Origin of the sequence: Lysinibacillus parviboronicapiens, from assembly GCF_003049575.1 — a bacterium.
In the GTDB taxonomy this organism is placed as follows: domain Bacteria; phylum Bacillota; class Bacilli; order Bacillales_A; family Planococcaceae; genus Lysinibacillus; species Lysinibacillus parviboronicapiens.
In genome coordinates, this window is the sequence record NZ_PYWI01000002.1 from 223,469 (window position 1) to 249,207 (window position 25,739).

General features: G+C 39.7%; 23 protein-coding genes, 1 riboswitch and 1 other annotated feature. Of the genes, 21 read left to right on the forward strand and 2 right to left on the reverse strand.

Going from position 1 to position 25,739, the window contains the following annotated elements; genetic code table 11:
* Positions 1–84 precede the first annotated feature (84 nt).
* The 12 genes from polX to C9J35_RS03520 all read left to right on the forward strand — a co-directional run bounded on the left by polX (position 85) and on the right by C9J35_RS03520 (position 16,880).
* Complete coding sequence (gene polX / locus C9J35_RS03465) at positions 85–1,794, forward strand: DNA polymerase/3'-5' exonuclease PolX (protein ID WP_107923438.1); 1,710 nt, start codon at positions 85–87, stop codon at positions 1,792–1,794.
* Between the two features lie 18 nt (positions 1,795–1,812).
* Positions 1,813–4,179: an endonuclease MutS2 gene (locus tag C9J35_RS03470; RefSeq protein ID WP_107923439.1), complete on the forward strand. Its 2,367-nt coding sequence runs from the start codon at positions 1,813–1,815 to the stop codon at positions 4,177–4,179.
* Between the two features lie 176 nt (positions 4,180–4,355).
* The gene (locus C9J35_RS03475; protein ID WP_010860124.1) at positions 4,356–4,769 is read left to right on the forward strand and encodes a DUF350 domain-containing protein; all 414 of its coding nucleotides are present in this window, start codon (positions 4,356–4,358) and stop codon (positions 4,767–4,769) included.
* 632 nt (positions 4,770–5,401) lie between these two features.
* Positions 5,402–7,093 carry an AMP-binding protein gene (locus tag C9J35_RS03480; RefSeq protein WP_107923440.1) on the forward strand — a complete coding sequence of 564 codons (1,692 nt, stop codon included), beginning with the start codon at positions 5,402–5,404 and terminating at the stop codon, positions 7,091–7,093.
* 298 nt (positions 7,094–7,391) lie between these two features.
* Positions 7,392–7,973: a fatty acid metabolism transcriptional regulator FadR gene (gene fadR / locus C9J35_RS03485; protein ID WP_054767282.1), complete on the forward strand. Its 582-nt coding sequence runs from the start codon at positions 7,392–7,394 to the stop codon at positions 7,971–7,973.
* A gap of 13 nt (positions 7,974–7,986) precedes the next feature.
* On the forward strand, positions 7,987–8,760 hold the full coding sequence (locus C9J35_RS03490) for an enoyl-CoA hydratase (RefSeq protein WP_054767283.1): 774 nt from the start codon (positions 7,987–7,989) through the stop codon (positions 8,758–8,760).
* 109 nt (positions 8,761–8,869) lie between these two features.
* Positions 8,870–9,643, forward strand: coding sequence for an electron transfer flavoprotein subunit beta/FixA family protein (locus tag C9J35_RS03495; protein WP_107923441.1), 774 nt, complete (start codon positions 8,870–8,872; stop codon positions 9,641–9,643).
* A gap of 382 nt (positions 9,644–10,025) precedes the next feature.
* Complete coding sequence (locus C9J35_RS03500; RefSeq protein WP_107923442.1) at positions 10,026–11,003, forward strand: electron transfer flavoprotein subunit alpha/FixB family protein; 978 nt, start codon at positions 10,026–10,028, stop codon at positions 11,001–11,003.
* 181 nt (positions 11,004–11,184) lie between these two features.
* Positions 11,185–11,417 (forward strand) — a binding site (T-box leader).
* 58 nt (positions 11,418–11,475) lie between these two features.
* Positions 11,476–12,825, forward strand: coding sequence for an amino acid permease (locus C9J35_RS03505; RefSeq protein WP_054767284.1), 1,350 nt, complete (start codon positions 11,476–11,478; stop codon positions 12,823–12,825).
* Between the two features lie 143 nt (positions 12,826–12,968).
* Positions 12,969–13,280: a thioredoxin gene (trxA, locus tag C9J35_RS03510; RefSeq protein WP_054767285.1), complete on the forward strand. Its 312-nt coding sequence runs from the start codon at positions 12,969–12,971 to the stop codon at positions 13,278–13,280.
* 88 nt (positions 13,281–13,368) lie between these two features.
* Positions 13,369–15,159 (forward strand): excinuclease ABC subunit UvrC, encoded by a 1,791-nt coding sequence (gene uvrC / locus C9J35_RS03515; protein WP_107923443.1) that lies wholly within the window; start codon positions 13,369–13,371, stop codon positions 15,157–15,159.
* 41 nt (positions 15,160–15,200) lie between these two features.
* Positions 15,201–15,379, forward strand: a riboswitch (Lysine riboswitch).
* Between the two features lie 274 nt (positions 15,380–15,653).
* Complete coding sequence (locus tag C9J35_RS03520; RefSeq protein ID WP_107923444.1) at positions 15,654–16,880, forward strand: aspartate kinase; 1,227 nt, start codon at positions 15,654–15,656, stop codon at positions 16,878–16,880.
* Positions 16,881–16,961: 81 nt separating this feature from the next.
* On the opposite strand, the gene C9J35_RS03525 is transcribed toward C9J35_RS03520, so the two are convergent.
* Positions 16,962–17,396 (reverse strand): YslB family protein, encoded by a 435-nt coding sequence (locus C9J35_RS03525; protein ID WP_054767286.1) that lies wholly within the window; start codon positions 17,394–17,396, stop codon positions 16,962–16,964.
* A 272-nt stretch (positions 17,397–17,668) separates the two neighbouring features.
* Between C9J35_RS03525 and C9J35_RS03530 the strand changes: the two genes are divergently transcribed.
* From C9J35_RS03530 to racE, 7 genes are all read left to right on the forward strand, one after another.
* Positions 17,669–18,283, forward strand: coding sequence for a succinate dehydrogenase cytochrome b558 subunit (locus C9J35_RS03530; RefSeq protein ID WP_107923445.1), 615 nt, complete (start codon positions 17,669–17,671; stop codon positions 18,281–18,283).
* A 65-nt stretch (positions 18,284–18,348) separates the two neighbouring features.
* Positions 18,349–20,103, forward strand: a complete 1,755-nt coding sequence (gene sdhA / locus C9J35_RS03535) for a succinate dehydrogenase flavoprotein subunit (RefSeq protein WP_107923446.1) — start codon at positions 18,349–18,351, stop codon at positions 20,101–20,103.
* Between the two features lie 5 nt (positions 20,104–20,108).
* A complete protein-coding gene (gene sdhB / locus C9J35_RS03540) occupies positions 20,109–20,888 on the forward strand; it encodes a succinate dehydrogenase iron-sulfur subunit (protein WP_107923447.1) in 780 nt (259 codons plus the stop codon).
* Between the two features lie 386 nt (positions 20,889–21,274).
* The gene (locus C9J35_RS03545) at positions 21,275–21,733 is read left to right on the forward strand and encodes an acyl-CoA thioesterase (protein WP_107923448.1); all 459 of its coding nucleotides are present in this window, start codon (positions 21,275–21,277) and stop codon (positions 21,731–21,733) included.
* Positions 21,734–21,922: 189 nt separating this feature from the next.
* Complete coding sequence (locus C9J35_RS03550) at positions 21,923–22,144, forward strand: helix-turn-helix domain-containing protein (protein ID WP_107923449.1); 222 nt, start codon at positions 21,923–21,925, stop codon at positions 22,142–22,144.
* A 75-nt stretch (positions 22,145–22,219) separates the two neighbouring features.
* A complete protein-coding gene (locus tag C9J35_RS03555) occupies positions 22,220–22,672 on the forward strand; it encodes a MarR family winged helix-turn-helix transcriptional regulator (RefSeq protein ID WP_107923450.1) in 453 nt (150 codons plus the stop codon).
* Between the two features lie 10 nt (positions 22,673–22,682).
* Positions 22,683–23,480: a glutamate racemase gene (racE, locus tag C9J35_RS03560; RefSeq protein ID WP_107923451.1), complete on the forward strand. Its 798-nt coding sequence runs from the start codon at positions 22,683–22,685 to the stop codon at positions 23,478–23,480.
* Positions 23,481–23,573: 93 nt separating this feature from the next.
* Here the strand turns inward: racE and trhA are convergent, their stop codons facing one another.
* Positions 23,574–24,215 carry a PAQR family membrane homeostasis protein TrhA gene (gene trhA / locus C9J35_RS03565; RefSeq protein ID WP_107923452.1) on the reverse strand — a complete coding sequence of 214 codons (642 nt, stop codon included), beginning with the start codon at positions 24,213–24,215 and terminating at the stop codon, positions 23,574–23,576.
* Positions 24,216–24,392: 177 nt separating this feature from the next.
* Here trhA and rph point away from each other — a divergent pair, with 177 nt between their 5' ends.
* On the forward strand, positions 24,393–25,142 hold the full coding sequence (rph, locus tag C9J35_RS03570) for a ribonuclease PH (protein WP_054767287.1): 750 nt from the start codon (positions 24,393–24,395) through the stop codon (positions 25,140–25,142).
* 1 nt (position 25,143) lies between these two features.
* A complete protein-coding gene (locus C9J35_RS03575) occupies positions 25,144–25,737 on the forward strand; it encodes an XTP/dITP diphosphatase (RefSeq protein WP_107923453.1) in 594 nt (197 codons plus the stop codon).
* The last annotated feature ends 2 nt before the right edge of the window (positions 25,738–25,739 follow it).

Consider the following 25,739-nt stretch of genomic DNA (forward strand, 5'->3'; position numbering starts at 1 on the left):
ATCACTGTGTTTTGATAGGCAATAGCAAACTATGCACTTCTCTCGGACTTGAGGGAAGTGTTTTTAAGATAGGAGGAATTCCCAATGAACAAAAAAACAATTATTCGTACACTTGAAAAAATTGCTTTATATATGGAATTACAAGGTGAAAATCCTTTCAAGGTCTCTGCCTTTCGTAAAGCAGCGGCGGCACTTGAAGCGGACGAGCGTTCATTAAGCGAAATGGAGGATGTTACGAAACTAAAAGGCATCGGTAAAGGCACAGCTGCCGTTATTGAGGATCTTATCGCAACAGGCGAATCGAGCCTCTTAAAAGAATTAGAAGACATCGTGCCGAAAGGATTACTGCCATTATTGAAGCTGCCAGGTTTAGGTGGCAAAAAAATTGCCAAGCTTCATCAAGAGCTAGGGATCGATTCAGCAGAGAGTTTAAAGATTGCTTGTGAGGCTTGCAAAGTACGTGAACTAGCAGGTTTTGCAGCAAAAACAGAAGAAAAGATTTTAAAAGAGCTTGCGAATTTTGCAAATCGTTCGGAGCGCTTGCCGATTTGGCAATTAGAGCCTGTCGTTTTACAAATCGAAGCACTTCTCGGTAGTATGGAAGAAGTGGAACGTTTTTCAGTTGCTGGGAGCTTCCGTCGTGCATCAGAAACAAGTAAAGATATCGATTTTATCGTTGTAACAGAGACAGTCGAGGTTGTACGTGAAAAATTACTGAATGAACTTTTAATCCAAGAGGTAGTGGCTGCAGGTGATACGAAAATTTCTGTTGTATTAGATTTTGAGGAGCCGATTAGTGTTGATTTTCGTTTGGTGAAAGATACAGAGTATACAACAGCCTTGCATCATTTTACAGGCTCAAAAGACCATAATGTGCGTATGCGTCAAATTGCAAAGGCACGTGGTGAGAAAATAAGTGAGTACGGTGTAGAACAAGCTGATGGTTCTGTGCTGACATTTCCAGACGAAAGTGCATTCTTTGCTCATTTTGATTTACCTTTCATCCCACCTAGCTTACGTGCAGGGACAACAGAGTTTGACCGTACAGCAGAAATTGCGGATTTAGTAATGCTTGACGACATTGTGGCGGATTTGCATATGCATACGACATGGTCGGATGGAGCGTACTCTGTTGCCGAAATGGGTGAAGCTTTACTTACGCGTGGTTATCAATATAGCGTTATTACCGATCACTCACAGTATTTAAAGGTGGCAAATGGTTTAACACCTGAACGATTAATGAAGCAACGCTTAGAAATTGAAGCATTTAACGAAGCGCATCCAGACTTTTATTTATATGCCGGAACAGAGATGGATATTTTACCAGATGGTTCGTTAGATTTTGAAGACAACGTACTGAAAGAGTTGGATTTTGTGATTGCCTCCATACACTCTAGTTTCACACAATCACAAGATAAAATCATGGCTAGGTTACACACAGCGATGCAAAATCCGTATGTTCATATGATTGCTCATCCTACTGGCCGCATTATTGAAGACCGAGCTGGCTATCATCCAGATATGGTACAGTTAATTGCGTGGGCTAAGGAATATGGTAAAATTTTAGAGTTAAATGCGAATCCATATCGTCTCGATTTATGTGTCGAGCATTTAGAAATGGCGGTAGCAGCAGGTGTACCTATAGCAATAAATACCGATGCACATGATATCAATCATTTACGTTTTATGGATATCGGCGTGCGCTATGCAAACAAAGCATGGTTGAAAAAAGATATGATTGTCAATACATGGACGCGTGAACAATTTGAAGCGTTTATTCGACGAAATAAATAGGTTGAGGAGGTGTTCTCAGTGATCGCACAACGCGCATTGAAAACACTAGAATATGATAAAGTGCGTCAGCAAGTGGCAACACACTGTACATCATCCATTGGCAAATCAGCCATTGATGAGCTTGTGCCACAAACGGACTTTGAAAAAGTCGTGCAATTATTAGAAGAAATGGATGAAGGTTTATCCATTTTACGAGTTAAAGGTAATGTGCCAATGGGCGGCATTTTCGATGTGCGCCCTGCGGCAAGACGTGCACAAATAGGTGGCATGTTGTCAGCGATGGAATTAATGGAAGTTTCAAGTACGATTCGAGCAAGCCGTATTCTTCGCAATTTTATCGAGGATTTACAGGCGGATGAAATGATAGAAATTCCACACTTCGTTGACAAGAAGGACGCAATGCCAGTCCTAACAGGCTTGCAACATGAAATTAATAACTGCATTGACGACAATGGCACAGTATTGGATTCCGCCAGTCAAACATTACGTACCATACGTCAATCACTCCGTTCAGAGGAGGCTAAAGTACGTTCAAAGCTAGAAAGCCTTACACGTGGTAGCAATGCCACTAAAATGCTTTCTGATGCACTTGTGACGATTCGAAATGATCGCTATGTAATTCCTGTCAAGCAGGAATACCGTCATCATTATGGTGGCATTGTGCACGACCAATCATCTTCCGGTCAAACACTCTTCATCGAGCCTGATTCGGTTGTGCAAGCGAATAACGAAATTCATCGTCTCAAAATGAAAGAGCAGGTAGAAATTGAACGCATTTTACTTGCACTAAGTGCGATGGTGGAGGAAGTTGCACCAGATTTATTTAATTTAGTTAGAATTCTAGGTGAAATCGACGTTATTTTAGCAAAAGGTAAATATGGTCAAGCAAACAAATGTACGATGCCGAAAATGAACAAGGAAGGCTATATCCGACTTGTGCGAGCACGTCACCCACTACTACCAAGTGAAATAGCTGTCGCAAACGACATTGAGTTTGGTAAAGACATTACAGCTATTGTCATTACAGGGCCTAATACAGGTGGTAAAACCGTAACTTTAAAAACAGTTGGTCTATGTACATTAATGGCGCAGGCAGGTTTACCTGTCCCAGCATTAGATGGGTCAGAACTTGCGGTGTTTGAGCAACTCTTTGCAGATATTGGAGACGAGCAGTCGATTGAGCAATCACTTTCCACTTTCTCATCTCATATGGTGAACATCGTCGACATCTTGCAAAAATTTGACCACGCATCACTTGTTCTCTTTGATGAATTAGGTGCAGGGACTGATCCACAAGAAGGGGCAGCCCTTGCCATTTCAATATTAGATGAAGTACATGGTCGCGGAGCGCGTGTAATGGCTACAACGCATTATCCTGAATTAAAAGCGTATGGCTATAATCGTCCAGGTGTTGCCAATGCAAGTGTAGAATTCGATATTGAAACACTGAGCCCGACTTATCGTTTGCTTATAGGGGTCCCCGGTCGCTCGAATGCCTTTGAAATTTCAAGTAGACTTGGATTACCTGAAGCCATTATTAATCGTGCGAAAAGCTTCACAGGTACTGACCGCCATGAGGTAGAATCAATGATTGCCTCACTTGAAGAGACGCGACGCCAATCAGAGGATGATGCAGAACGCTCTCACGATTTACTTTTAGAGTCAGAATCCTTACGAAAAGAGCTTGAGGATAAGCTACAAGCCTACGAAGAACGTAAAGAAGCACTCGACAAAAAAGCGAAGGAAAAAGCGCGCAAAATTGTCGATGAAGCGAAACGAGAGGCCGAAACCATCATTGCGGAGCTTCGAGAAATGCGTAAAAATGCTAATCAGGTTGTGAAAGAACATGAGCTTATTGAAGCGCGTAAACGCTTGGAGGAAGCGATACCACTCGAAAACAATAAAGTGCTAAAAAAAGCAGCACAAGTAAAGGCTCGTGCGCAAAACTTAGTTGTCGGGGACGAGGTAAAGGTGTTAAGCTATGGTCAACGAGGTACTTTAATAGAAAAAGTATCAAATACTGAGTGGATTGTACAATTGGGCATTTTGAAGATGAAAATTGCAGACAGTGACCTTGAATACATTAAACCTGAGAAAGAACCCATGCATCGGGTTACGGGCGTGAAGAATCGCGATAGCCATGTGAAATTAGAATTAGATTTACGAGGTGAGCGCTTTGAAGATGCAATTATGCGCACTGAAAAATACATTGATGATGCACTACTTGCCAACTATGGGCGCGTATCCATTATTCACGGTGTAGGTACAGGTGCTTTGCGTCAAGGCATTCAAAGCTACTTGAAAAAGCATAAACGCGTAAAATCCTTCCGCTTCGGTGAGGCAGGGGAAGGTGGCTTTGGTGTTACAGTCGTAGAATTGAAGTAGATAAGTAAAGTGTATTCGTACTTGTCTATGCTTAACGTCTTGCTATTGTATAGACAAAACGCTGGCGTGCAGAAAGCACTCCATATAACTGTATGGCAAACGTAGAGAAGAGACAGATAGCCAGGTTTAACACATAGTACGAGGTACGAATAACTGAGGTAAAGGGGACGGAGAAAATGCTAAATTCTAGCTTTTGGCGATATCCAATTATCGAAACGGCAGGATATTTTAGTGTTGTTGTTTTATGTTTAGTCGTCTCGATGGCATTGTTCGAAGTCGTTACGAAATATAAAAATTGGGAAGAAATAAAAAATGGGAATGTTGCAGTGGCGTTAGCAACGGGCGGGAAAATATTGGGGATTTGTAATATTTTTCGGTACTCGATTGCACGTCATAGTACATTGAGTGAAATGATTGGTTGGGGACTTTTTGGTTTTACATTACTAATTGTGGCATATTTCTTATTTGAATTTATGACACCTCGTTTTAATGTAGATCAGGAAATTGCCAATGATAATCGCTCGGTGGGCTTCATTTCTTTCACCATTTCAGTCGGTCTATCGTTCGTTATTGGGGCAAGTATTGCATAGGAGTGTAATGAGATGGAAAAATTAGCGAAAGTATTAATCGTTGTCTGCATCGCATTTTTGGCAGTCGGTGTCTACTATATGCTGACAGTTTAAATTGAAAAACGCATCCTCTTTCTGAGGACGCGTTTTTTTGTATATAGGGCTTGGCGCCACCCGGGAAGTAGTAAGTATCACTCAGGTGAGGCCCGTTAGCGCTCGGGTAGTTGCAAGTATCGCTCAGGTGAAGTCTGTTACCGCTCGGGTAGTCACAAGTACCGCTCAGGTAAAACCTGTTACCGCTTAGGTTTCACTTTACAGTGCACAGACACCACATCGAAACAACAGCAATATCACAAAATTCTATTAAACTCCAATAATATTCTCTCAATTAGATAATGCCCTCGCTTAAAAAATTGTTTTTCGACTATAGAAATATTAGCCACCACATTTGCATGAAAAAAGAAAGAATGAATGAGTATTCATAAGGGGAATCAACATATAACCCTTTATGTCACAGTCATAATAATGTTGTAAAATGCATAATAATTAATCGGAAATGCATTTATTTTCTATTTTGTGTTTGAAAGTGTATTCCTTTTTCATTATAATTAAAATAAGAGTTTACAAAGTTTGGGACAAAGGGGAGAGGACGTATGACAACAAAACCATGGCTAGCAAATTATCCTGAAGAAGTACCATCGTCTTTAACGTTTGAGGAAATTCCTGTGCAAGAGTTTTTGACACGTGCCTATCAAAAGAATCCATCTAAAGTCGCGATTCATTTTATGGGTAAGGATTTGACGTACACCGAGCTATACGAGTCTGCACTTAGGTTCGCAAACTATTTACAATCACTTGGAGTGGAAAAAGGAGATCGTGTGGCGATTATGCTACCAAATACACCGCAAAGTGTCATTGCCTACTATGGCGCAATGTATGCGGGCGCAGTTGTTGTACAGACAAATCCACTTTATACTGAACGAGAGTTACAATATCAAATGGCTGATTCTGGTGCAAAGGTTATTTTAGTAATGGATATATTGTATCCACGCGTGATGAAAATCATGAAAGAAACAGCGCTTGAAAATGTCATCGTTACAGCGATTAAAGACTACTTACCATTCCCGAAAAACTTAGTGTATCCTTTTATTCAAAAGAAGCAGTACGGCTTTAGTGTAAAAGTTGAGCATAGCGGACAAAATCATTTGTTTACAGAGATTATGCGTTCTGCACCAGTAAAAATGATTGATCTCCCGTTTGATTTTGAAGAAGATTTAGCATTATTGCAATATACAGGGGGGACGACTGGTTTTCCGAAAGGTGTAATGCTAACTCACAAAAATTTAATTGCAAATACGACAATGTGTGATGCATGGATGTATAAATGTGTGCATGGTGAAGAGACGATTATGGGGGTGCTTCCATTTTTCCATGTATACGGAATGACAACTGTGATGTTATTATCTGTCTTCACGCAAAATAGAATGGTGTTGTTACCGAAGTTTGACGCGGAAACAGCCTTGAAAACGATTGATAAGCAAAAACCAACGTTATTCCCAGGTGCACCAACATTATATATTGGCTTATTAAATCATCCAGATATTGCGAAGTATAATTTATCGTCCATTAAGGCGTGTTTGAGTGGCTCCGCTTCATTACCTGTAGAGGTTCAAGAGCGCTTTGAAGAAGTTACAGGGGGCAAACTGGTAGAGGGATATGGTTTAACAGAAACTTCACCTGTTACACATGCAACACCAATTTGGAGTAAACGCGTGATTGGTTCAGTTGGCTTACCTTGGCCAAATACCGATTCAGTCATTCTTCGTACCGGAGATATCGAACAATTACCGGTTGGTGAGGTTGGCGAAATCGCTGTGAAAGGGCCACAAGTGATGAAGGGCTATTGGAATCGTCCTGAAGATACGGCGGCGACCTTTGCGGATGGTTGGTTCTTAACTGGCGATCTTGGTTATATGGATAAAGATGGGTTCTTCTATGTTGTTGATCGTAAGAAAGATTTAATTATTGCAGGTGGCTTTAATATTTATCCACGAGAAGTCGAAGAAGTATTATACGAACGTGAAGAAATTCAGGAATGTGTGGTAGCAGGTATTCCAGATCCATACCGTGGCGAAACGGTAAAAGCTTATATTGTTTTTAAAGAAGGATTTTCGATGACTGAGGACGAATTAAATAAATATTGTCGTCAACATCTAGCTGCCTTTAAAGTTCCACGCTTTTATGAGTTCAGAGATGAACTACCGAAGACGGCGGTCGGCAAAATATTACGACGTACATTAGTGGAAGAAGAAAAAACGAAAATGACGACTAAAGAAGCAAAATAACTACGTGATAAAGTATTGACAAGCGGGAATGTAGAATATAATATGAAAATATGAATGAATGACCATTCATATTTTCATATTTTTTATTTTTCAATCTCACGCTGCTTCCTCAAAGTGTTTTGTTACTCTGTTGAAAGTACACGATTTTTCATCTTGAGTTCTTCATTCATTGAGGGCAACAATATGGTCGAATTCGCAGACAGTTTTTTACTAGTAAGCTACAGCCATGTGGTAACAATCATTGTTGCTGATAGGAAAGTAGGCAAGCGTGGGTATGTTTTTAGGTGGTGATATAAGAGTGAAACGAGATAAGCCTAAATATAAGCAAATTGTTGATGCAGCTGTCATCGTTATTGCAGAAAATGGGTATCACCAAGCGCAAGTATCGAAGATTGCTAAACAGGCAGGGGTGGCCGACGGAACAATCTATTTATATTTTAAAAATAAAGAAGATATATTAATTTCTGTCTTTAATGAAAAAATGGCTGTTTTTGTAGAGTCATTACAAGATATAATAGAAAATGGAAGTACGTCGAAAGACAAGCTTTCTCGAATGATTGAAAATCATTTTAATGTTCTAGCGACAGATCGATACCTAGCAACGGTCACACAATTAGAACTTCGACAATCAAACAAGGATTTGCGATTAAAGATCAACGCAGTATTAAGAGAGTATTTACAATTGCTTGATCAAATTTTAGTTGAAGGCATGCTATCAGGTGAGTTCAATCAAACGATGGATGTACGCTTGGCACGTCAAATGGTGTTTGGAACAATTGATGAAACCATTACGTCGTGGGTTATGAATGACTATCGATACGATTTGATAGAACAGGTTCCAAAGGTTCAGGCATTAATCTTGAACGGCATTAAAGCGTAAAGGATGTGGAGAAATGGAATTTCTAAGTTGGAAAGTTGAAGATGGTGTAGCGATTATTACGATTGCTCGCCCACCAGCAAATGCATTATCTCGCGGAATCATTGCAGAAGTAAATGCTGTATTAGACGCCGTAGAAAACGATGACACTGTACGTGTTCTTGTGCTTCATGGTGAGGGTCGTTTCTTCTCAGCGGGTGCAGACATTAAGGAGTTTACAGCGGTTGAATCGGGTGCAGAGTTCACTAAGCTAGCAAGTAATGGGCAACAAGTATTTGAACGTGTTGAAACATTTTCGAAGCCAGTTATTGCAGCGATTCACGGTGCAGCACTCGGCGGTGGACTTGAATTAGCAATGAGTTGCCATATGCGCTTTGTGACAGAATCTGCGAAATTAGGGTTACCTGAACTACAACTAGGCCTTATTCCTGGATTTGGTGGCACACAACGTCTTCCACGATATGTAGGTGTTGCGAAAGCCGCAGAAATGATGTTTACAAGTGAACCTATTTCAGGTTCAGAAGCTGTGCAATGGGGCTTAGCAAACCGTGCATTTACCGATGATGCTTTACTTGAAGAAACACTGAAGGTTGCAAAGAAAATTGCGAAGAAGAGTCCGGTTGCCCTAAAAGCAGCTATTCAAGCATTGCAATACGCAAAGCCGGCTTCATTCTATGAAGGCATTGCGGTAGAAGCAGAATCTTTTGGTACAGTATTTGTAACTGAAGATGCTAAAGAAGGTATTCAAGCATTTATCGAAAAACGTGAGCCTGTGTTTACTGGCAAATAATATTCCATCAGTGTCGAAAACAAATGACAAAGGGGTTATTGACACTGAAAATATATAATATTTACAAGTTTACTTAGAAATTAAAAAACGTTTCAGGAGGTATGGATTTATGAACATTTTTGCATTAATTAAACGTACTTTTGATACAGAAGAAAAAATCGTTGTTTCTGGTGGGAGAATCCAAGAGGATGGCGCTGAATTTATCATCAATCCTTATGACGAATACGCAATTGAAGAAGCAATCCAAGTGCGTGACGCTGCAGGCGGTAAAGTAACGGTAGTTACAATAGGTGGCGAGGATGCAGAAAAACAATTACGTACTGCTCTAGCAATGGGTGCTGACGAAGCGGTCCTTATTAATACAGAAGATGATTTAGACGAATTAGATCAAAATGCAGCAGCTTACCTTTTAGCTGAGTATTTAAAAGATAAAGATGCTGACCTTATTTTAACAGGTAATGTTGCTATTGATGGTGGCTCGGGTCAAGTAGGGCCGCGCGTGGCTGATTTATTGGGCATCAACTATGTAACAACAATTACGAACCTAGAAATCGATGGCACATCTGCAAAAATCGTGCGTGATATCGAAGGAGATTCAGAAGTAATTGAGACGTCTTTACCACTTTTAGTAACAGCTCAACAAGGTTTAAACGAGCCACGTTACCCGTCTTTACCAGGTATCATGAAAGCGAAAAAGAAACCGCTTGCAGAACTTGAGTTAGATGATTTAGATATCGATGAAGATGATGTAGAAGTCAAAGTAGAAACAGTAGACATTTACTTACCAGCTCAAAAAGCAGCAGGTCGAATTCTTGAAGGCGAACTTCCTGCACAAGTAAAAGAGCTAGTAAATCTACTTCATACAGAGGCAAAAGTAGTTTAAATCATTTTTATCTTCATTTGGTAAATGTATTGTGGCGCAAGCAATGGATAACCAAAACTACAGTAGACTCCCAGCACTATTGGGGCAAGATAAATACCACTGAGGTTCCTTTTTCAGTGGATATCTGAACACCAAATGAATGAAGATAAAACCTCGGGTGAATGTAGCGGATTTGAAAGGACATCAATGGAAGAAGTTAGCTGAAAGACATCGTTTGTTAGTGACAATGGCTAAAAATCTACAATGGTAACCTGTGGCTTTAGCACAATGACCGTCGGCCATCGTGCCATCCTAAGTACACTTCACATATCCGGACGAAAAAAGGCCGAGGTGTAAATGATGATGTAAATCGAATCTTAAAGGGTAACGGAGGGAATATACTATGTCAAAAAAAGTATTAGTATTAGGTGAAGTTCGTGAAGGAAGTTTACGTAACGTATCTTTCGAGGCAATTGCAGCAGCTAAACAAATCGCTGATGGGGGCGAGGTTGTTGGTGTTCTTTTAGGGGATGCTGTAGCAAATCTTACAGGTCCATTATTCGAGTATGGTGCTGATCGTGTCGTAACTGTGGAGCATCCACATTTAAAACAATATACATCAGACGGCTTTGGACAGGCTTTGCTAGCTGTAATCGAACAAGAAAATCCAACTGGAATTGTCTTTGGTCATACAGCTAATGGTAAAGATTTATCACCAAAAATCGCAAGTAAATTGAAAGCAGGTCTTGTATCTGATGTAACATCAATTGAAGGTGCAGGGGATGATGTAGTATTCATCCGCCCAATCTACTCTGGTAAAGCTTTTGAAAAAGTAAAAGTTAAAGACGGAGTTGTTTTAGCATCTGTTCGTCCAAACAATATCGCACCTTTAGAAAAAGAAGCGGGTAAATCTGGTGATGTGTCTGCAGTATCTGTAGAAATTACCAACCTACGCACAATTATTAAAGAAGTTGTTCGTAAATCTTCGGAAGGTGTCGATCTTTCAGAAGCAAAAGTAGTTGTTGCTGGTGGGCGCGGTGTGAAATCAGAAGAAGGTTTCGAGCCATTAAAAGAATTAGCCGATTTACTTGGTGGTGCAGTTGGTGCTTCACGTGGCGCATGTGATGCTGAATACTGTGACTATTCACTACAAATTGGTCAAACTGGTAAAGTTGTAACACCCGACCTTTACATTGCAGCAGGTATTTCTGGAGCAATTCAACACTTAGCGGGTATGTCGAATTCAAAAGTAATCGTAGCGATTAATAAAGACCCAGAGGCAAATATCTTTAAAATTGCGGATTATGGGATTGTAGGCGACCTATTCGAAGTAGTACCGCTTCTAATTGAAGAGTTCAAAGCGTTAAAAGTGAACGCATAAATAATAGTTTTATATGTCACGCAGGGAGGATAATCTTCCCTGCTTTTTTGTAATAGATTTTTAGCAAATATTTATGTAGGCCGTTTCACTTTTGAAAGTTATTGCAAAATAAAATATTGACAGAGTGCATAATAGACCGTATAGTGATGGATAATAATTAAATTTTTCAATAATAATGTTTTGAAACGCAAAGATTAGGAGTAGTAAAAGCTCATTATTTGGTGAAGAGAGCTGCGGGATGGTGCAACGCAGTCCAATAAGACTTTGAACTTGCCTAGGAGTGGTAAGATAAATGGAATTGACAGATTATTCTATTTGTTTGACGATTAACCTTCGTTACAAGGTTTTTAAGTAGGGTTCGATAAGAACCAATTAGAGTGGTACCGCGGTTTGCTATGGCATATCGTCTCTTCTTTCATTTGATAATGAAGGAACAGACGATATGCCTTTTTTGATTTTAGGAGGTAAGAAAATGGAAAAAGTCAACCAGAAATTACAGAGAACAATGACCTCACGGCACATTACGATGATGGCTTTAGGTGGTGCCATTGGTGCCGGGTTATTTAAAGGGAGCAGTGCAGCTATAGATATGGCGGGCCCATCAGTGCTTTTAGCGTACTTAATAGGTGGTATTATTCTATTATTTGTTATGCAAGGTTTAGCAGAAATGGCCGTTCGAAATAATGAAGCCAGAACATTTAGAGATTTAGTACAAACAATTTTAGGAAAGTATCCAGCGTATTTTCTAGATTGGATTTATTGGAAGATGTGGGTGTTAAATATAGCGGCGGAATCTGTAGTTGCGGCTATTTTTATTCAATATTGGTTACCCCATTATCCCATTTGGATCCTTGCTTTATCGGTATCAGTGTTAGTTACAGCCATTAACTTATTATCGGTTAAAGTTTTTGCAGAAACAGAATATTGGCTGGCGTTAATTAAAATTACCGTTATTGTGGTGTTTATCATAGCGGGATTAGTTTTGTTACTAGTTACTTTTGGCAATCATACAGCTGTTGGATTTTCTAATTTAACGGAGCACGGTGGTTTCTTCCCAAATGGATCAACGGGCTTAATTGCTGCCATGCTTGTCGTTATTTATTCTTATGGTGGTACTGAAATTATTGGTATTACTCTAGCTGAAACGAAAAATCCTGAAAAAGTAGTGCCAAAAGCTGTGCGTAGTACATTAGTACGTATTGTCACTTTCTATTTACTGCCTTTCTTTATTATCGTTAGCTTAATTCCTTGGAATGAAGTAAATGGAGTGCCAGAAAGTCCGTTTGTGATGGTGTTTAACATGATTGGTATTCCTGGTGCAGACCATATTATGAACGCAGTCGTTTTACTTGCAATTATTTCATCAATGAACTCGGGGCTTTATGGTTCCTCACGCGTGCTATATACACAAGCAGTGGATGGACGTATTCCTAAAATATTTGCACATTTATCGAAAAGAAAAGTGCCAGTATATGCTATATTGATGTGTACTGTAGCTTTATACATGGGTGTAATCATTTCTTTATTTGCAGGTAGTAAAACCTTTGATTTTCTAATGGGCTCCCTTGGATATACGGTGTTATTTATTTGGTTAATCATTGCCATTGCGCATCTGAAGTCGCGTCAAAAACAAGCTGAAAAAACAAGTGCCTACGCGGTAAAATGGTTCCCTTATACAACGTGGATTGCAATTATTGCGCTAAGTGCCATTCTGATTGGCATTATTTTTACAACATCTATTATCGTCACAGGTATTACATTAGCCATTTATATCTTTATTACCTTAACGTATGTGTATAAAGGTCGTTTTCAAGAAAATTAGGCTGAATCGATTATCAATATAATGTCTTTTTCGACTCTTTTATCCTTGTTTTTCATAAATTATGCAATCTAAGCAGATTGTTCGCTCAAGCGAATTTATCCATGCTATACTACAAGCATAGTAAGATTTAAGGAGGATTTCAAATGGCAATTGTACATGCAACAGATGCAACTTTCCAAGATGATATTAAAGAAGGGTTAGTCCTTGTAGACTTTTGGGCTGCTTGGTGCGGACCTTGTAAAATGATTGGTCCAGTTCTTGAAGAAATGGACGCTGCAGGTAGCGCAGCTAAAATTGTTAAAGTAGACGTAGATAACAACCAAGGTACAGCAGCGCAATACCAAATCATGTCTATCCCTTCCCTACTATTATTCAAAAATGGGGAATTAGTAGACAAAACAGTTGGTTTCCAACCAAAAGAAGCATTAGAAGCTTTCATTACGAAACACGCTTAATCAGCAATAAAGGAAAAGCCGGGCCATCTTTAGATGTGCTTGGCTTTTTTTCGTTATATAATGTAAGAAAAGGGGGGGCAGGTAGGCGATGAATGATTTAATCAAACGCAAGCTTGACATTTTACCAGATCAGCCTGGCTGCTATTTGATGAAGGATAGGCAAGGCACAATTATTTATGTAGGAAAGGCTAAAATCCTTAAAAACCGTGTGCGCTCATATTTTACGGGAACACATGAGGGAAAAACACAGCGCCTTGTTAGTGAAATTGAGGATTTTGAATATATTGTGACATCGTCAAACCTAGAGGCACTTATTTTAGAGCTTAATCTCATCAAATTGCATGATCCGAAATACAATGTCATGCTAACAGACGATAAAACGTATCCATATTTAAAAATTACTAATGAAAAATATCCACGTCTAATTACGACAAGGAAGGTAAAAAAAGATAAGGCGAAGTATTTCGGCCCATATCCAAATGCATATGCTGCAAGTGAGACTAAAAAGCTACTTGATCGTTTATATCCGCTTAGAAAATGTGTGCAATTACCATCAAAGGTGTGCTTGTACTACCATATGGGGCAATGTTTAGCACCCTGTGTAAAAGTAATTGATGGACAAATTTATCACGATATGATTGAGGATATGACAAAGTTTTTAAATGGTGGGGTTGAAACAGTCAAAAAAGAGCTTGAAGTGAAAATGCTTGCAGCTGCTGAAAACCTAGAGTTTGAACGAGCGAAGGAATTCCGCGATCAAATTGCTCATATCGATACCGTTATGCAAAAGCAAAAGATTGTATCGAGTGATACGACGAATCGAGATATCTTCGGCTATGCGGTAGAAAAGGGCTGGATGTGTGTACAAGTCTTTTTCGTACGCCAAGGCAAACTGATTGAGCGAGATGTTTCGATTTTTCCAATTTATCAGGATGCCGAGGAAGAATTTTTAACATTTGTTGGTCGGTTTTATGAGAAGCTTGAACACATTAAACCAAAAGAAATTTTTATTCCGCAGGCCATAGATGCAACCATTTTAACGGAACTACTTGATGTGAAGGTACTTACGCCGAAGCGGGGTCAGAAAAAAGAGCTAGTAGATTTAGCAACAAAAAATGCGGAGATTGCTGTTAAGGCTAAGTTTCAACTCATCGAACGTCAAGAAGAACGTACGATAGGTGCATGTGAGGCACTCGGTGAGGCGATGGGCATATCGGCTCCATTGCGTATTGAGGCATTTGATAATAGTCATATGCACGGGGCAGATGCTGTATCAGCAATGGTCGTATTTGTTGACGGGAAACCCGCAAAGAAAGAATATCGTAAGTACAAAACGCGCACAGCTGCCAAGCATGATGACTATGGGGCAATGCAAGAAGTGATTCGTCGCCGTTACTCAAGGGTATTAAAGGAAGGCTTGCCATTGCCTGATTTAGTACTGATTGACGGTGGGAAAGGGCAAATGGAAGTTGCACGAGAAGTGTTAGAGGATGAGCTGGGCCTTGTTATACCAATTGCTGGCTTAGCGAAAGATGATAAACACAATACCTCACAGCTTTTATTTGGAGATCCTCCAGAGGTCGTAGCTTTAAAACGTACGAGTGACGGATTTTATTTATTACAACGCATTCAGGACGAAGTGCACCGTTTTGCGATTACATTCCTCCGACAACAGCATGAAAAGAATGCAATCCAATCAGTACTCGATGAAATTGAGGGCATTGGGCCGAAGAGAAAGCAACAGTTGTTAAAGCATTTTGGCTCGGTGAAGAAAATACGAGAGGCGAGCGAGCTCGCGCTACAAGAGGCGGGCATACCCGCTAATTTAGCTAGCAATATTTACACTTATTTTCAGCAAGAAGCATTGTCAAAGGACTAGACATATGCTAACGTAACTATTAATATAATATTCACTATTTTAGTGATGATAGAGGTGCAAGGTTTAATAGTAGCGCATTGGAGGGGGAACAAACCCTAGGATAATGTGTGAAAGGGAAGCTTGCCGAAGTGGAGTATCGTTGTTTCCGATGCTTTGCTGGTTTTGCATTTAAGAAATGTAAGACTGTCGAATCTTGAGGTTTCGGAGAGCTATCACACATGCGCAAGCTTTATATATTGTTCATGTTGCAGGCAGCTTTCCCATTTCGTGAATGCTGCCTTTTTGATGTTCAAAGGACGGATCTTTTATATTATTTTGCATGTATTCCTTTATCAAAGTGAGTGATGATCGCTAAGGTTTTACTATACTGTGTCAACGTCTAAGTGGCTTATGTAGTTGGCTAAAGCGTCTCTAGGATTGATAAGTGAGAATCGTATTAGCACAATTTACAATCCACGTAAAGGTGTAATCGCGTTAAAAGGAGAATGAGAACGATGACAAGAATTGTACTTAAATTTGGCGGTCCAGCGATAGCGTCAACGGATTATATTCAGGAGGTCGCGAATAAGGCAATTGCCGAAAAGAAGCGCGGACTTGATGTAGTGGTTGTGACAGCGGCAATGGGGCGTACATCCAAAGAGTTAGCAAAGATAGTACGCGATATATCGGACAATGCTTCAAAGCGTGAACTGGACGTACTATTTTCAACGACTTCACAAGTAGCCAGTGCGTTATTGGCGATTGCAATTCAGGAAGCAGGCTATGACGTAGTGTCTTTAACTGGTTGGCAGGCAGGCGTCCAAACTGATGCCAAGCACTGCAATGCACGTATTGAAGATATTGATGTAACGCGTATTGAAAAACATTTTGAACAGGGGCAAATTGTTGTGGTCGCGGGTGAACAAGGCATAGATGATGCTCAAAACATTACATCACTTGGTAAAGGTGGGGCAGAAACGTCAGCGGTTGCCATTGCTGCAGCTATTCATGCGGAACGCGTCGATATTTTCACAAATGTAGACGGGGTTTATACAGCCGATCCACGTCATGTTCCAGCAGCGCAAAAGTTAAAGGAAATCTCATATGATGAAATGCTAGAACTGTCAAATTTGGGCTCGCATATTATACATCCACGTGCAGTGGAGCTAGCGAAAAAGTTCCAAATGCCCGTTGTTATTCGTTCGAGCATGGTAGATGTCGCTGGAACCTTATTAAAGGAGGAAGTTGAAATGGAAAAAAATTTAATCGTGCGTGGTGTGGCTTTTGAATCAGACATTATCCGCTTAACTGTTGGCTATGATGCCTATTCAGATGCTTCCTTAGCAGATATATTTGCGGTATTGGCAGAGAATCGTATAAATGTAGATATTATTGTCCAGGCCATTATAGATGGCTTGAAGCCGTCTGTATCATTTACGATTTTGAAAGAGCAATTTGCAGAAGCGCTACACGTTTTAGAAAATAGTAAATTATCATTAGGTTTTAGTTTTGCTGATTTTGAAGTTGGCTTAGCGAAGGTATCAATTATCGGCTCAGGTATGGCGTCGAATCCAGGAGTTGCTGCACGTATGTTTAATTGTTTACGTCGTAAAGGTATTCCAGTGAAAATGGTAAGTACCTCAGAAATTAAAGTATCTGTTGTTGTCGCCCAAGACGATATGATTCATGCAGCTAACGCCTTGCATGCGGAATTTAATTTAGCTGAAGCGCTTCAAGTATAAAGAAGAGGTGTGTCGACAATAACGAGTTAAAATAAAAAAGGATTGCCATTCGCAAGGGACAGGAATGACAATCCTTCTCTATTACTCTGACGGAATCGTGTTCATGATACGCTCTTTCACATCCCACTTGACGGTAAACATTACGAGCTGTTGCTTTTCACGTTTTTCATCGTAGCATTCAGTCAAATAGCCTTTTGCTTGCTGAATCTGCTCAGCTATAAATCCAGCTTCAAGTCGAAAACTACGATTTTTAAGTTGTAAAAGTGCTGGCTCATTTGTTAAATGGAAGATACGTCCATCCTTCGATTCCTTCGTAAGTTCTAGAGTACCCCAGCAGGCATCTGCGAAAAATGCGATAATTTCTTCTTGACTTTTACAGGGGAACTTCCTAGCAAGCTCTTTTCCAGCCCAATAAAGCACGTCATTTTCATGTTTACCAAGAATGGAAGATAGAATATGATCGCGGATTATCTCATACCCAAATGATGATATTGTAGGAGATGGAGTATTTAACATTGATATCCTTCTTTCTTAGAATTTTCTTATAATTTGGCAGTGTTAAAGTAAAGATAGATTTTTCGAGAAAAAATAACGCATCATGTACTAGATTATTACCTTAATAAGGGCTATTAAAAACTCCAAGTTACCTTGACGCTCGTAGCTCTTGAGAGTACAATAAACATGTCATAATATTGTACCATGATGAAATACACAGTCAATGAAGTTTCATTTACAAAATGGTGACTTCTTTTGTTGTGCTATTTTAAGTACTAAGGGGGGTAACAGTCTTGTCGAAAGATCGAGAGTTTTTATGGCGCCGCTTACATTCTCTACTTGGTGTCATTCCAGTAGGTTTGTTTTTGGCGTTCCACTTGTCATTAAACTTCACTGCTGTTGGCGGTGAAGAAGCTTACAATGAAGCAACAGGGGTAATGGAACTATTTCCACATTCTCTATTGTTGCTTATGGAATGGGTAATTATTTATATCCCATTGATGTTCCACGCTTTCTATGGTGTGTTCATTGCTTTTACAGCTACACCAAATACAGGTCGTTTTAGCACATACCGTAACTGGATGTTCTCATTACAACGCTTCACTGGTGTATTCCTAGTGATTTTCATTGCATGGCATATTTTCCAAACTCGTATTCAAAAAGCACTTGGAGCGCACGTTGAATACGACATGATGGCAGATATCGTTGCAAATCCATTTATGCTTGGATTCTACATTGTTGGTATTTTATCAGCAACTTTCCACTTATCAAACGGTTTATGGGCATTCCTAGTAAGCTGGGGTATTACACAATCTCCACAGGCTCAAAAGGTTGCTACTTATGTAACAAACATTATTTTCGTAATTTTAAGTGTTATGGGTGTGGCTGCTATTTTAGCTTTCGTATAATCAATAGAGGCTACTATAGAGCACATGCAATCATGGCAATTTTTTAAGAGGAGTGAGAAATAATCATGGCGAAAAGCAAAATAATTGTTGTCGGCGGCGGTTTAGCTGGTCTGATGGCAACGATTAAAGCAGCTGAAGTTGGTACTGAAGTTGATTTATTCTCATTAGTTCCTGTAAAACGCTCACACTCTGTTTGTGCGCAAGGCGGAATTAATGGCGCGGTAAATACGAAAGGTGAAGGGGATTCTCCTTGGATTCACTTTGACGATACAGTATATGGTGGGGACTTCTTAGCAAATCAGCCACCTGTTAAGGGTATGTGTGATGCAGCCCCTGGTATTATTCACCTAATGGACCGTATGGGTGTAATGTTCAACCGTACGCCTGAAGGTTTACTTGACTTCCGTCGTTTCGGTGGTACTTTAATGCACCGTACAGCCTTCTCTGGTGCAACAACTGGTCAACAATTACTATACGCACTAGACGAGCAAGTTCGTTCTCACGAAGTAGCTGGTTTAGTGAGCAAATATGAGCACTGGGAATTCCTTGGTGCAGTAGTCGATCCTGACGGCGTATGTCGCGGTATCGTAGCGCAAGATATGCGTACAGAAGAAATTAAATCATTCCGTGCAGACGCTGTTATTATGGCGACTGGTGGCCCTGGTATTATCTTCGGTAAAACAACGAACTCTGTTATCAATACAGGTTCTGCTGCTTCTATCGTATACCAACAAGGTGCTTCATATGCGAATGGTGAGTTCATTCAAATTCACCCAACAGCTATTCCTGGAGACGACAAAAACCGTCTAATGTCAGAATCTGCTCGTGGTGAAGGTGGGCGTATTTGGACTTACAAAGACGGTAAACCTTGGTACTTCCTTGAGGAAAAATACCCTGCATATGGTAACTTAGTACCACGTGATATTGCAACACGTGAAATTTTTGACGTTTGTGTAAACCAAAAACTTGGTATCAACGGCGAAAACATGGTTTACTTAGATCTTTCACATAAAGATCCGCATGAATTAGATGTTAAACTTGGTGGTATTATCGAAATCTATGAAAAATTCGTAGGCGATGACCCACGTAAATTACCAATGAAAATTTTCCCAGCAGTTCACTACTCAATGGGTGGATTATGGGTTGACTACAACCAAATGACTGAAATTCCTGGTTTATTTGCTGCAGGTGAATGTGATTACTCTCAACACGGTGCAAACCGTCTTGGTGCAAACTCATTATTATCTGCTATTTACGGTGGTATGGTTGCTGGTCCAAATGCAGTGGATTACGTTAAACATCTTAAAAAGCATGCTGAAGATACTCCACAAGAAGTATATGATGCACGCGTAAAAGAAGAACAAGCTAAGTGGGATGCTATCATGAAAATGGACGGCACAGAAAACGCTTACCTTATTCACAAAGAGCTTGGTGAGTTAATGACTGCGACAATGACAGTTGTACGCTTTAACGATCAGCTTGAAGAAACTTACAAAAAAATTAGCGAATTACAAAAACGTTGGGAAAACATTAACATCAATGATACGCAAAAATGGAGTAACCAAGGTGCTCACTTTACGCGTCAGTTGAAAAACATGCTTTACCTAGCGAAAGTAATGACAAAAGGTGCCCTACTACGTAACGAATCTCGTGGTGCACACTATAAACCAGACTTCCCAGAACGTGATGATGAAAACTTCTTAAAAACGACTATGGCGAAATTCGATCCTGCTACAGGCGAGCCAATCATCACTTACCAAGAAGTTGACGTGTCATTAATCCCACCACGTAAACGTGACTACTCTGCGAAAGGAGACTAAGAATTATGGATATCGCAGCTAATACTGGAAGAATGGTAAAAGTTGAAATTTTACGTCAAGATACACAAGGTGGCAATGGCTACTGGCAGAAATTCGAAGTTCCTTACCGCCACGGTATGAACGTCATTTCTGTATTAATGGAAATTCAAAAGAACCCAGTTATGTCAAATGGTGAAAAAACAACACCAGTTGCATGGGATATGAACTGTCTGGAAGAAGTTTGTGGTGCATGTTCAATGGTTATCAACGGTCGTCCTCGTCAATCTTGTTCAACACTGATTGATCAATTGACTGAACCAGTTCGCCTTGAGCCAATGAAAACTTTCCCAGTTATTCGTGACTTACAAGTTGACCGTGATCGTATGTTCAACGCACTTAAAAAAGTTAAAGCATGGGTGCCAATTGATGGTACGTATGATTTAGGTGAAGGTCCACGTATGCCAGAAGGTAAACGTCAATGGGCTTATGAATTATCTAAATGTATGACTTGTGGTGTATGTATGGAAGCATGTCCAAACGTGTCTGAAAAAGCTTCATTCATCGGGCCAGCACCATTATCACAAGTACGTCTTTTCAATACTCACCCAACTGGTGCAATGATTAAAGACGAGCGTTTAAATGCAATCATGGGTGACGGTGGTCTTGCTAACTGCGGTAACTCACAAAACTGTGTAGCTGCTTGTCCTAAAGGTATTCCTTTAACAACATCTATCGCATCTTTAAACCGTGCAACGACAGTGCAAATGTTCCGTAACTTCTTCGGTTCTGATCACTTTGTTGACTAATTGTACAAGCTATACTCCCTTACACAAGCTGTGTAGGGGAGTTTTTTTTTTACTTAATTATAGAAGGGAATGGATAAAACAAGGGAATTGTTTAATAAAACACAGAAATATCAGATTTTTATATGCTAATAAAATATTTTCCTATATAATGAATATGTATTCATTTTCGCTTCAATCATCAGGAGTTACATACTGCTTTCTGCGGATGTCATACGTTAGAGGGGGCTAATATCAACCTTTAACCAGAAAAAATGCTTGAGGTGAATAAACTTGATAGAAAATAGCCCTAATGCGTGAAAAGCTCCTGTTTTCCATCTGTGGTAAATGCGACACATTAGCTACATGCTGTTGAGGTAAGGTAGATTAATATAAGGGGATGAAAAAATATGAAGGCAAGTTATATTGGTGACTTTCAAGAGTGGGTAAAGGATTTTTCGTTTTTTATTGAAGTGCGTGTGCGGTTTTCCGAGACGGATATGTTTGGTCATATGAATAATACAGTTAGCTTTACATATTTTGAACAGGCAAGGATCGATTATTTTAATCATTTAGGCATACTTATGCCTTCAACAATAGATGAAAATGTCAAAGGCATACCGATTGTAGCTGATTTACAATGTGATTATGTCAAGCAAGTTTTCTTTGACGATGTCATTCGTGTGTTTACCAAAGTAGCGAAAGTTGGGAATTCATCAATGGATATTCATTACTTAGCTAAAAATCAAAAAGATGAAGTATGCTTCACAGGACGTGGTACAGTTGTGCAAATGGATCCACGAACAGGAAAGAGTGTACCAATCTCAGATGAAGAAAAGGCACATTTAGCATCATTGGTTATTAGTTGATTTTTTTCTGGCTTTTTAAAGCAATATTGTGAAGAAGAAGTTGTGCCATTACATAAAAAACAAATAATTTAAAGAAGAAACTTCCGAATTTTTTGTGGAAACACGTGGTAAACATGAAAATAGCCGTCACCGCTCATCGTTCCTTAACATAAGTTACAATACGTGCGGGGGAGGAGGGTGTGACTGAAAATGACTGGCTCTCATCATCGTTCTCTTTTAACAAACCGAGAACGTGAAATATTTGCGCTTTTATTAGCTGAAAAAACAACGAGGGATATTGCAGAGCAGCTTGGTATTAGTGAAAAAACAGTGCGAAACCACATTTCCAATACAATTCAAAAGCTTGGTGTAACAAATCGATCTCAGGCGTTAATTGAGCTGTTACGCTTAGAAGAATTCAAATTAGACTAATTGGACACTTGCTATTTCGTGAAAAAAACGACAAAATAGAACTATTCAACGTATTTTTAGGAGTGAAATAGTTATATGTCGGATGAAGTAACAAAGCACTCACCTGAAACCGTTGCAACGGTTGAAAAGGAATTACGCTATATAGCGGCCATTGTGAAGCAAAAAGGAAGAGAAATTGTTTCACAATATGCGATTACGCCGCCACAATTTGTTGCGTTACAGTGGTTAGAAGAGCTTGGTGATATTACAATTGGCGACTTGTCAAACCGTTTATACTTAGCATTTAGTACGACAACAGATTTAGTGGACCGGATGGAGAAAAATGAATTAGTCAAGCGTGTGCGTGACGAAAATGATCGTCGTGTTGTTGTTGTTCATCTTCTCGAAAAGGGCGAACGTATTATACAAGAGGTTATTGAAAAAAGACAGCAGTATTTGCAGGAGATGCTTGTAGGTTTTAATGAACAAGAAGTCGGGCAATTATCGAGCTATTTACAAAAACTACATGTACACATGAAACAGGATTGAGGCGGAAAGTATGAATGCCCCGATAGGCGTTATTGATTCAGGAGTAGGCGGTTTAACCGTAGCAAAAGAAATAATGAAGCGATTACCAAATGAAACGATTTATTATATTGGTGATACAGCAAGATGTCCATATGGTCCACGAACTCGACAAGAAGTACGGAATTTTACTTGGCAAATGGCAAAAGCACTTGAAAAAATGAATATTAAAATGCTCGTCATTGCTTGTAATACAGCGACTGCAGTAGCACTCGAAAGTTTACAAAGAAATATGCCTTTTCCGGTACTAGGCGTTATTAATGCTGGCGCACGTGCAGCTGTAAAGAAAACGAAGCGACATGAAGTCGTTGTGCTTGCAACAGAAGGTACTATTAAAAGTGGGGCGTATGAGGAAGCATTGATGTCACTGAGTACGTCAACACAGATTATTCCATTAGCCTGTCCAACATTCGTCCCACTTGTAGAAAGTGGCGAATATAAAGGTGATTTTGCAAATAATTTAATTGCAGAAGGCTTAAAACCGTTAAAAAATGAACAATTTGATACGGTGATTTTAGGATGTACGCATTATCCTATTTTGCAAAAACAAATTGAAGCAGTTGTTGGCGAAGATGTTTTCGTGCTATCATCTGCGGAAGAAACAGCAAAGGATGTTCAGGAAATGCTTGCGTATAACGGCACTTTAGCAGATTCAGATGCTGTGCCTGCTCATAAATTTTATGCAACTGGTTCTGTGCCAATCTTCCGTTCAATTGCTGAAAATTGGCTCGAGCAAGGTACACTCGATATAAAGCGTATTTCATTAAAATAAAAATCAGCTTAGCTTATGAAAGCTAGGCTGATTTTTTTATACCCTAATATCAAAAACGAACAGATTGTAAGACTTGTTTTTTAGGGTTTATCTCTAGATGAATAAGTACACTGCCACGAACATCGCTGCACTGCCTGCCATAACAAAAACATGCCAAATCGCATGATTGTACTTGATTTTTTTGTTTTTGTAAAAAAATGTGCCCGCAGTATAAAAAAGGCCGCCGATTAAAAGTATCATAAAGCCTTCGAATGAAATATAAGCCACTAATGGTTTATAGACGAAAACAATGAGCCATCCCATACCAATATAGACAAGTAATGAAACTTTTTTAAAGCGATAAACAAAAAATTGTTTTAAAATAATGCCAACGATAGCGAGCACCCATTCAATGCAAAAAATGGTCCAGCCAAGTTGTCCACCAACAGCAATCAGCGCAACCGGTGTATACGTACCTGCAATTAATAAGAAAATCGAACTGTGATCTAACTTTTTCAGTAGTACTTTATGTGTTGGAATGGCATGATATAACGTGGATGCTAAGTATAAACAGAACATCGAAACGCCAAATATAATGTAGCTAATAAGCGCGGTTGTTGTACCGGATGCTAAAGCTTTATAAATTAATAAAAGGGTAGCAGGAATGGTTAATAATGCACCAACTCCATGTGTTAGGGCATTCCAAAATTCTTCCTTTACGGTATAACTACTTTGTTCAACCACTGATTGTGGCATGACCCATCACCTCTTCCTATAGTAGGTTTACTATAACAGAATAATAAAATAGATTGTAGACGAAAGTGTAATACAATCTATATGATAAATATCATATATTGCAGAGAGTTAATCGTCTTAGCGCTGTAAAATATGATAAAATAAGTGCGCGAAAGATTTTAGGAGGCACGAATAATTATGACAAGATATGATGGAAGAACTGTGGATGCCATGCGTCCTGTAAAAATGGATAGTGAGTATTTATTGCATCCAGAAGGTTCAGTATTAATCCAAGTAGGAAATACAAAAGTTATTTGTACGGCAACAGTTGAAGACAAAGTACCAGGTTTTTTACGTGGACAAGGGAAAGGTTGGATTACTGCGGAATACTCCATGTTACCGCGTGCCACAGCACAGCGTACGCCACGCGAATCGTCTCGTGGCAAAGTGAACGGGCGTACTATGGAAATCCAACGTCTAATAGGTCGTGCATTACGTGCTATCGTCGATTTAGAGGCACTCGGAGAACGTACTGTATGGATTGACTGTGATGTTATTCAAGCAGACGGAGGGACGCGTACGGCATCCATTACAGGGGCATTTGTAGCGATGACACAGGCGATTGCTAAATTGGCTGAGGAAAAGCAACTTGCTAAATTCCCAATCACCGATTTTTTAGCGGCCACAAGTGTTGGAATAGTGGCAGAACAGGGTGCAGTTTTAGACTTAAACTATGTTGAGGACGTTGCCGCGGCTGTCGATATGAATATCATTATGACAGGGGCAGGCCGTTTTGTAGAATTACAAGGAACTGGCGAGGAAGCAACATTTTCTCGAGAGGAATTAAATGAATTGCTTGCATTAGGTGAAAAGGGTATTCAAGAATTAATTGAACTACAAAAGGAAGTACTTGGTGAACTAGCCAACAAAGTGAGAGGAGACTGCTAACATGACACAGGTTGTAATTGCGACAAAAAATAAAGGCAAAGCCAAAGATTTCGAAGCATTATTTGAACCGCTTGGCTATGAAGTAGTGACGATGTTTGACGTTGCGCCAGATATGGAAATAGAAGAAACAGGCACTACTTTTGAAGAAAATGCAGTCTTGAAGGCAGAGACATTGGCAAAGGCACTAAACACTATTGTTATTGCAGATGATAGTGGCTTAGCCGTTGATGCGTTAAATGGTGAACCGGGGGTTTACTCAGCACGTTATGCTGGTGATCATGATGATGAGGCCAATATGGTGAAATTATTGGCGAATTTACAGGGTGTTGCAGATGAAAAACGTACAGCACGTTTTTGCTGCTGCATCGCCATTGCCGGTCCGAATCTTGAGACGACAACCGTTTTCGGTACATGTGAAGGTGTGATTGCCCATGAAAAACGCGGTACAAATGGCTTCGGTTATGATCCAGTCTTTTTCGTACCGAGCTTAAAGCGCATGATGGCGGAGTTAACAGCAGAACAAAAGGGAGCCATTTCACACCGTGGGAATGCTATACGTAAGCTAAAGGAAACATTGCCAAATCTTATAAAGTAAGA

What these genes read in the sequence shown, in the direction of transcription:
- polX (WP_107923438.1), top strand. Translation starts at nt 85, where the DNA reads ATGAACAAAAAAACAATTATTCGTACACTTGAAAAAATTGCTTTATAT.
- C9J35_RS03475 (WP_010860124.1), top strand. Translation starts at nt 4,356, where the DNA reads ATGCTAAATTCTAGCTTTTGGCGATATCCAATTATCGAAACGGCAGGA.
- C9J35_RS03480 (WP_107923440.1), top strand. Translation starts at nt 5,402, where the DNA reads ATGACAACAAAACCATGGCTAGCAAATTATCCTGAAGAAGTACCATCG.
- C9J35_RS03490 (WP_054767283.1), top strand. Translation starts at nt 7,987, where the DNA reads ATGGAATTTCTAAGTTGGAAAGTTGAAGATGGTGTAGCGATTATTACG.
- C9J35_RS03495 (WP_107923441.1), top strand. Translation starts at nt 8,870, where the DNA reads ATGAACATTTTTGCATTAATTAAACGTACTTTTGATACAGAAGAAAAA.
- C9J35_RS03500 (WP_107923442.1), top strand. Translation starts at nt 10,026, where the DNA reads ATGTCAAAAAAAGTATTAGTATTAGGTGAAGTTCGTGAAGGAAGTTTA.
- C9J35_RS03505 (WP_054767284.1), top strand. Translation starts at nt 11,476, where the DNA reads ATGGAAAAAGTCAACCAGAAATTACAGAGAACAATGACCTCACGGCAC.
- trxA (WP_054767285.1), top strand. Translation starts at nt 12,969, where the DNA reads ATGGCAATTGTACATGCAACAGATGCAACTTTCCAAGATGATATTAAA.
- uvrC (WP_107923443.1), top strand. Translation starts at nt 13,369, where the DNA reads ATGAATGATTTAATCAAACGCAAGCTTGACATTTTACCAGATCAGCCT.
- C9J35_RS03520 (WP_107923444.1), top strand. Translation starts at nt 15,654, where the DNA reads ATGACAAGAATTGTACTTAAATTTGGCGGTCCAGCGATAGCGTCAACG.
- C9J35_RS03525 (WP_054767286.1), bottom strand. Translation starts at nt 17,396, where the DNA reads ATGTTAAATACTCCATCTCCTACAATATCATCATTTGGGTATGAGATA.
- sdhA (WP_107923446.1), top strand. Translation starts at nt 18,349, where the DNA reads ATGGCGAAAAGCAAAATAATTGTTGTCGGCGGCGGTTTAGCTGGTCTG.
- sdhB (WP_107923447.1), top strand. Translation starts at nt 20,109, where the DNA reads ATGGATATCGCAGCTAATACTGGAAGAATGGTAAAAGTTGAAATTTTA.
- C9J35_RS03545 (WP_107923448.1), top strand. Translation starts at nt 21,275, where the DNA reads ATGAAGGCAAGTTATATTGGTGACTTTCAAGAGTGGGTAAAGGATTTT.
- C9J35_RS03550 (WP_107923449.1), top strand. Translation starts at nt 21,923, where the DNA reads ATGACTGGCTCTCATCATCGTTCTCTTTTAACAAACCGAGAACGTGAA.
- C9J35_RS03555 (WP_107923450.1), top strand. Translation starts at nt 22,220, where the DNA reads ATGTCGGATGAAGTAACAAAGCACTCACCTGAAACCGTTGCAACGGTT.
- racE (WP_107923451.1), top strand. Translation starts at nt 22,683, where the DNA reads ATGAATGCCCCGATAGGCGTTATTGATTCAGGAGTAGGCGGTTTAACC.
- trhA (WP_107923452.1), bottom strand. Translation starts at nt 24,215, where the DNA reads ATGCCACAATCAGTGGTTGAACAAAGTAGTTATACCGTAAAGGAAGAA.
- rph (WP_054767287.1), top strand. Translation starts at nt 24,393, where the DNA reads ATGACAAGATATGATGGAAGAACTGTGGATGCCATGCGTCCTGTAAAA.
- C9J35_RS03575 (WP_107923453.1), top strand. Translation starts at nt 25,144, where the DNA reads ATGACACAGGTTGTAATTGCGACAAAAAATAAAGGCAAAGCCAAAGAT.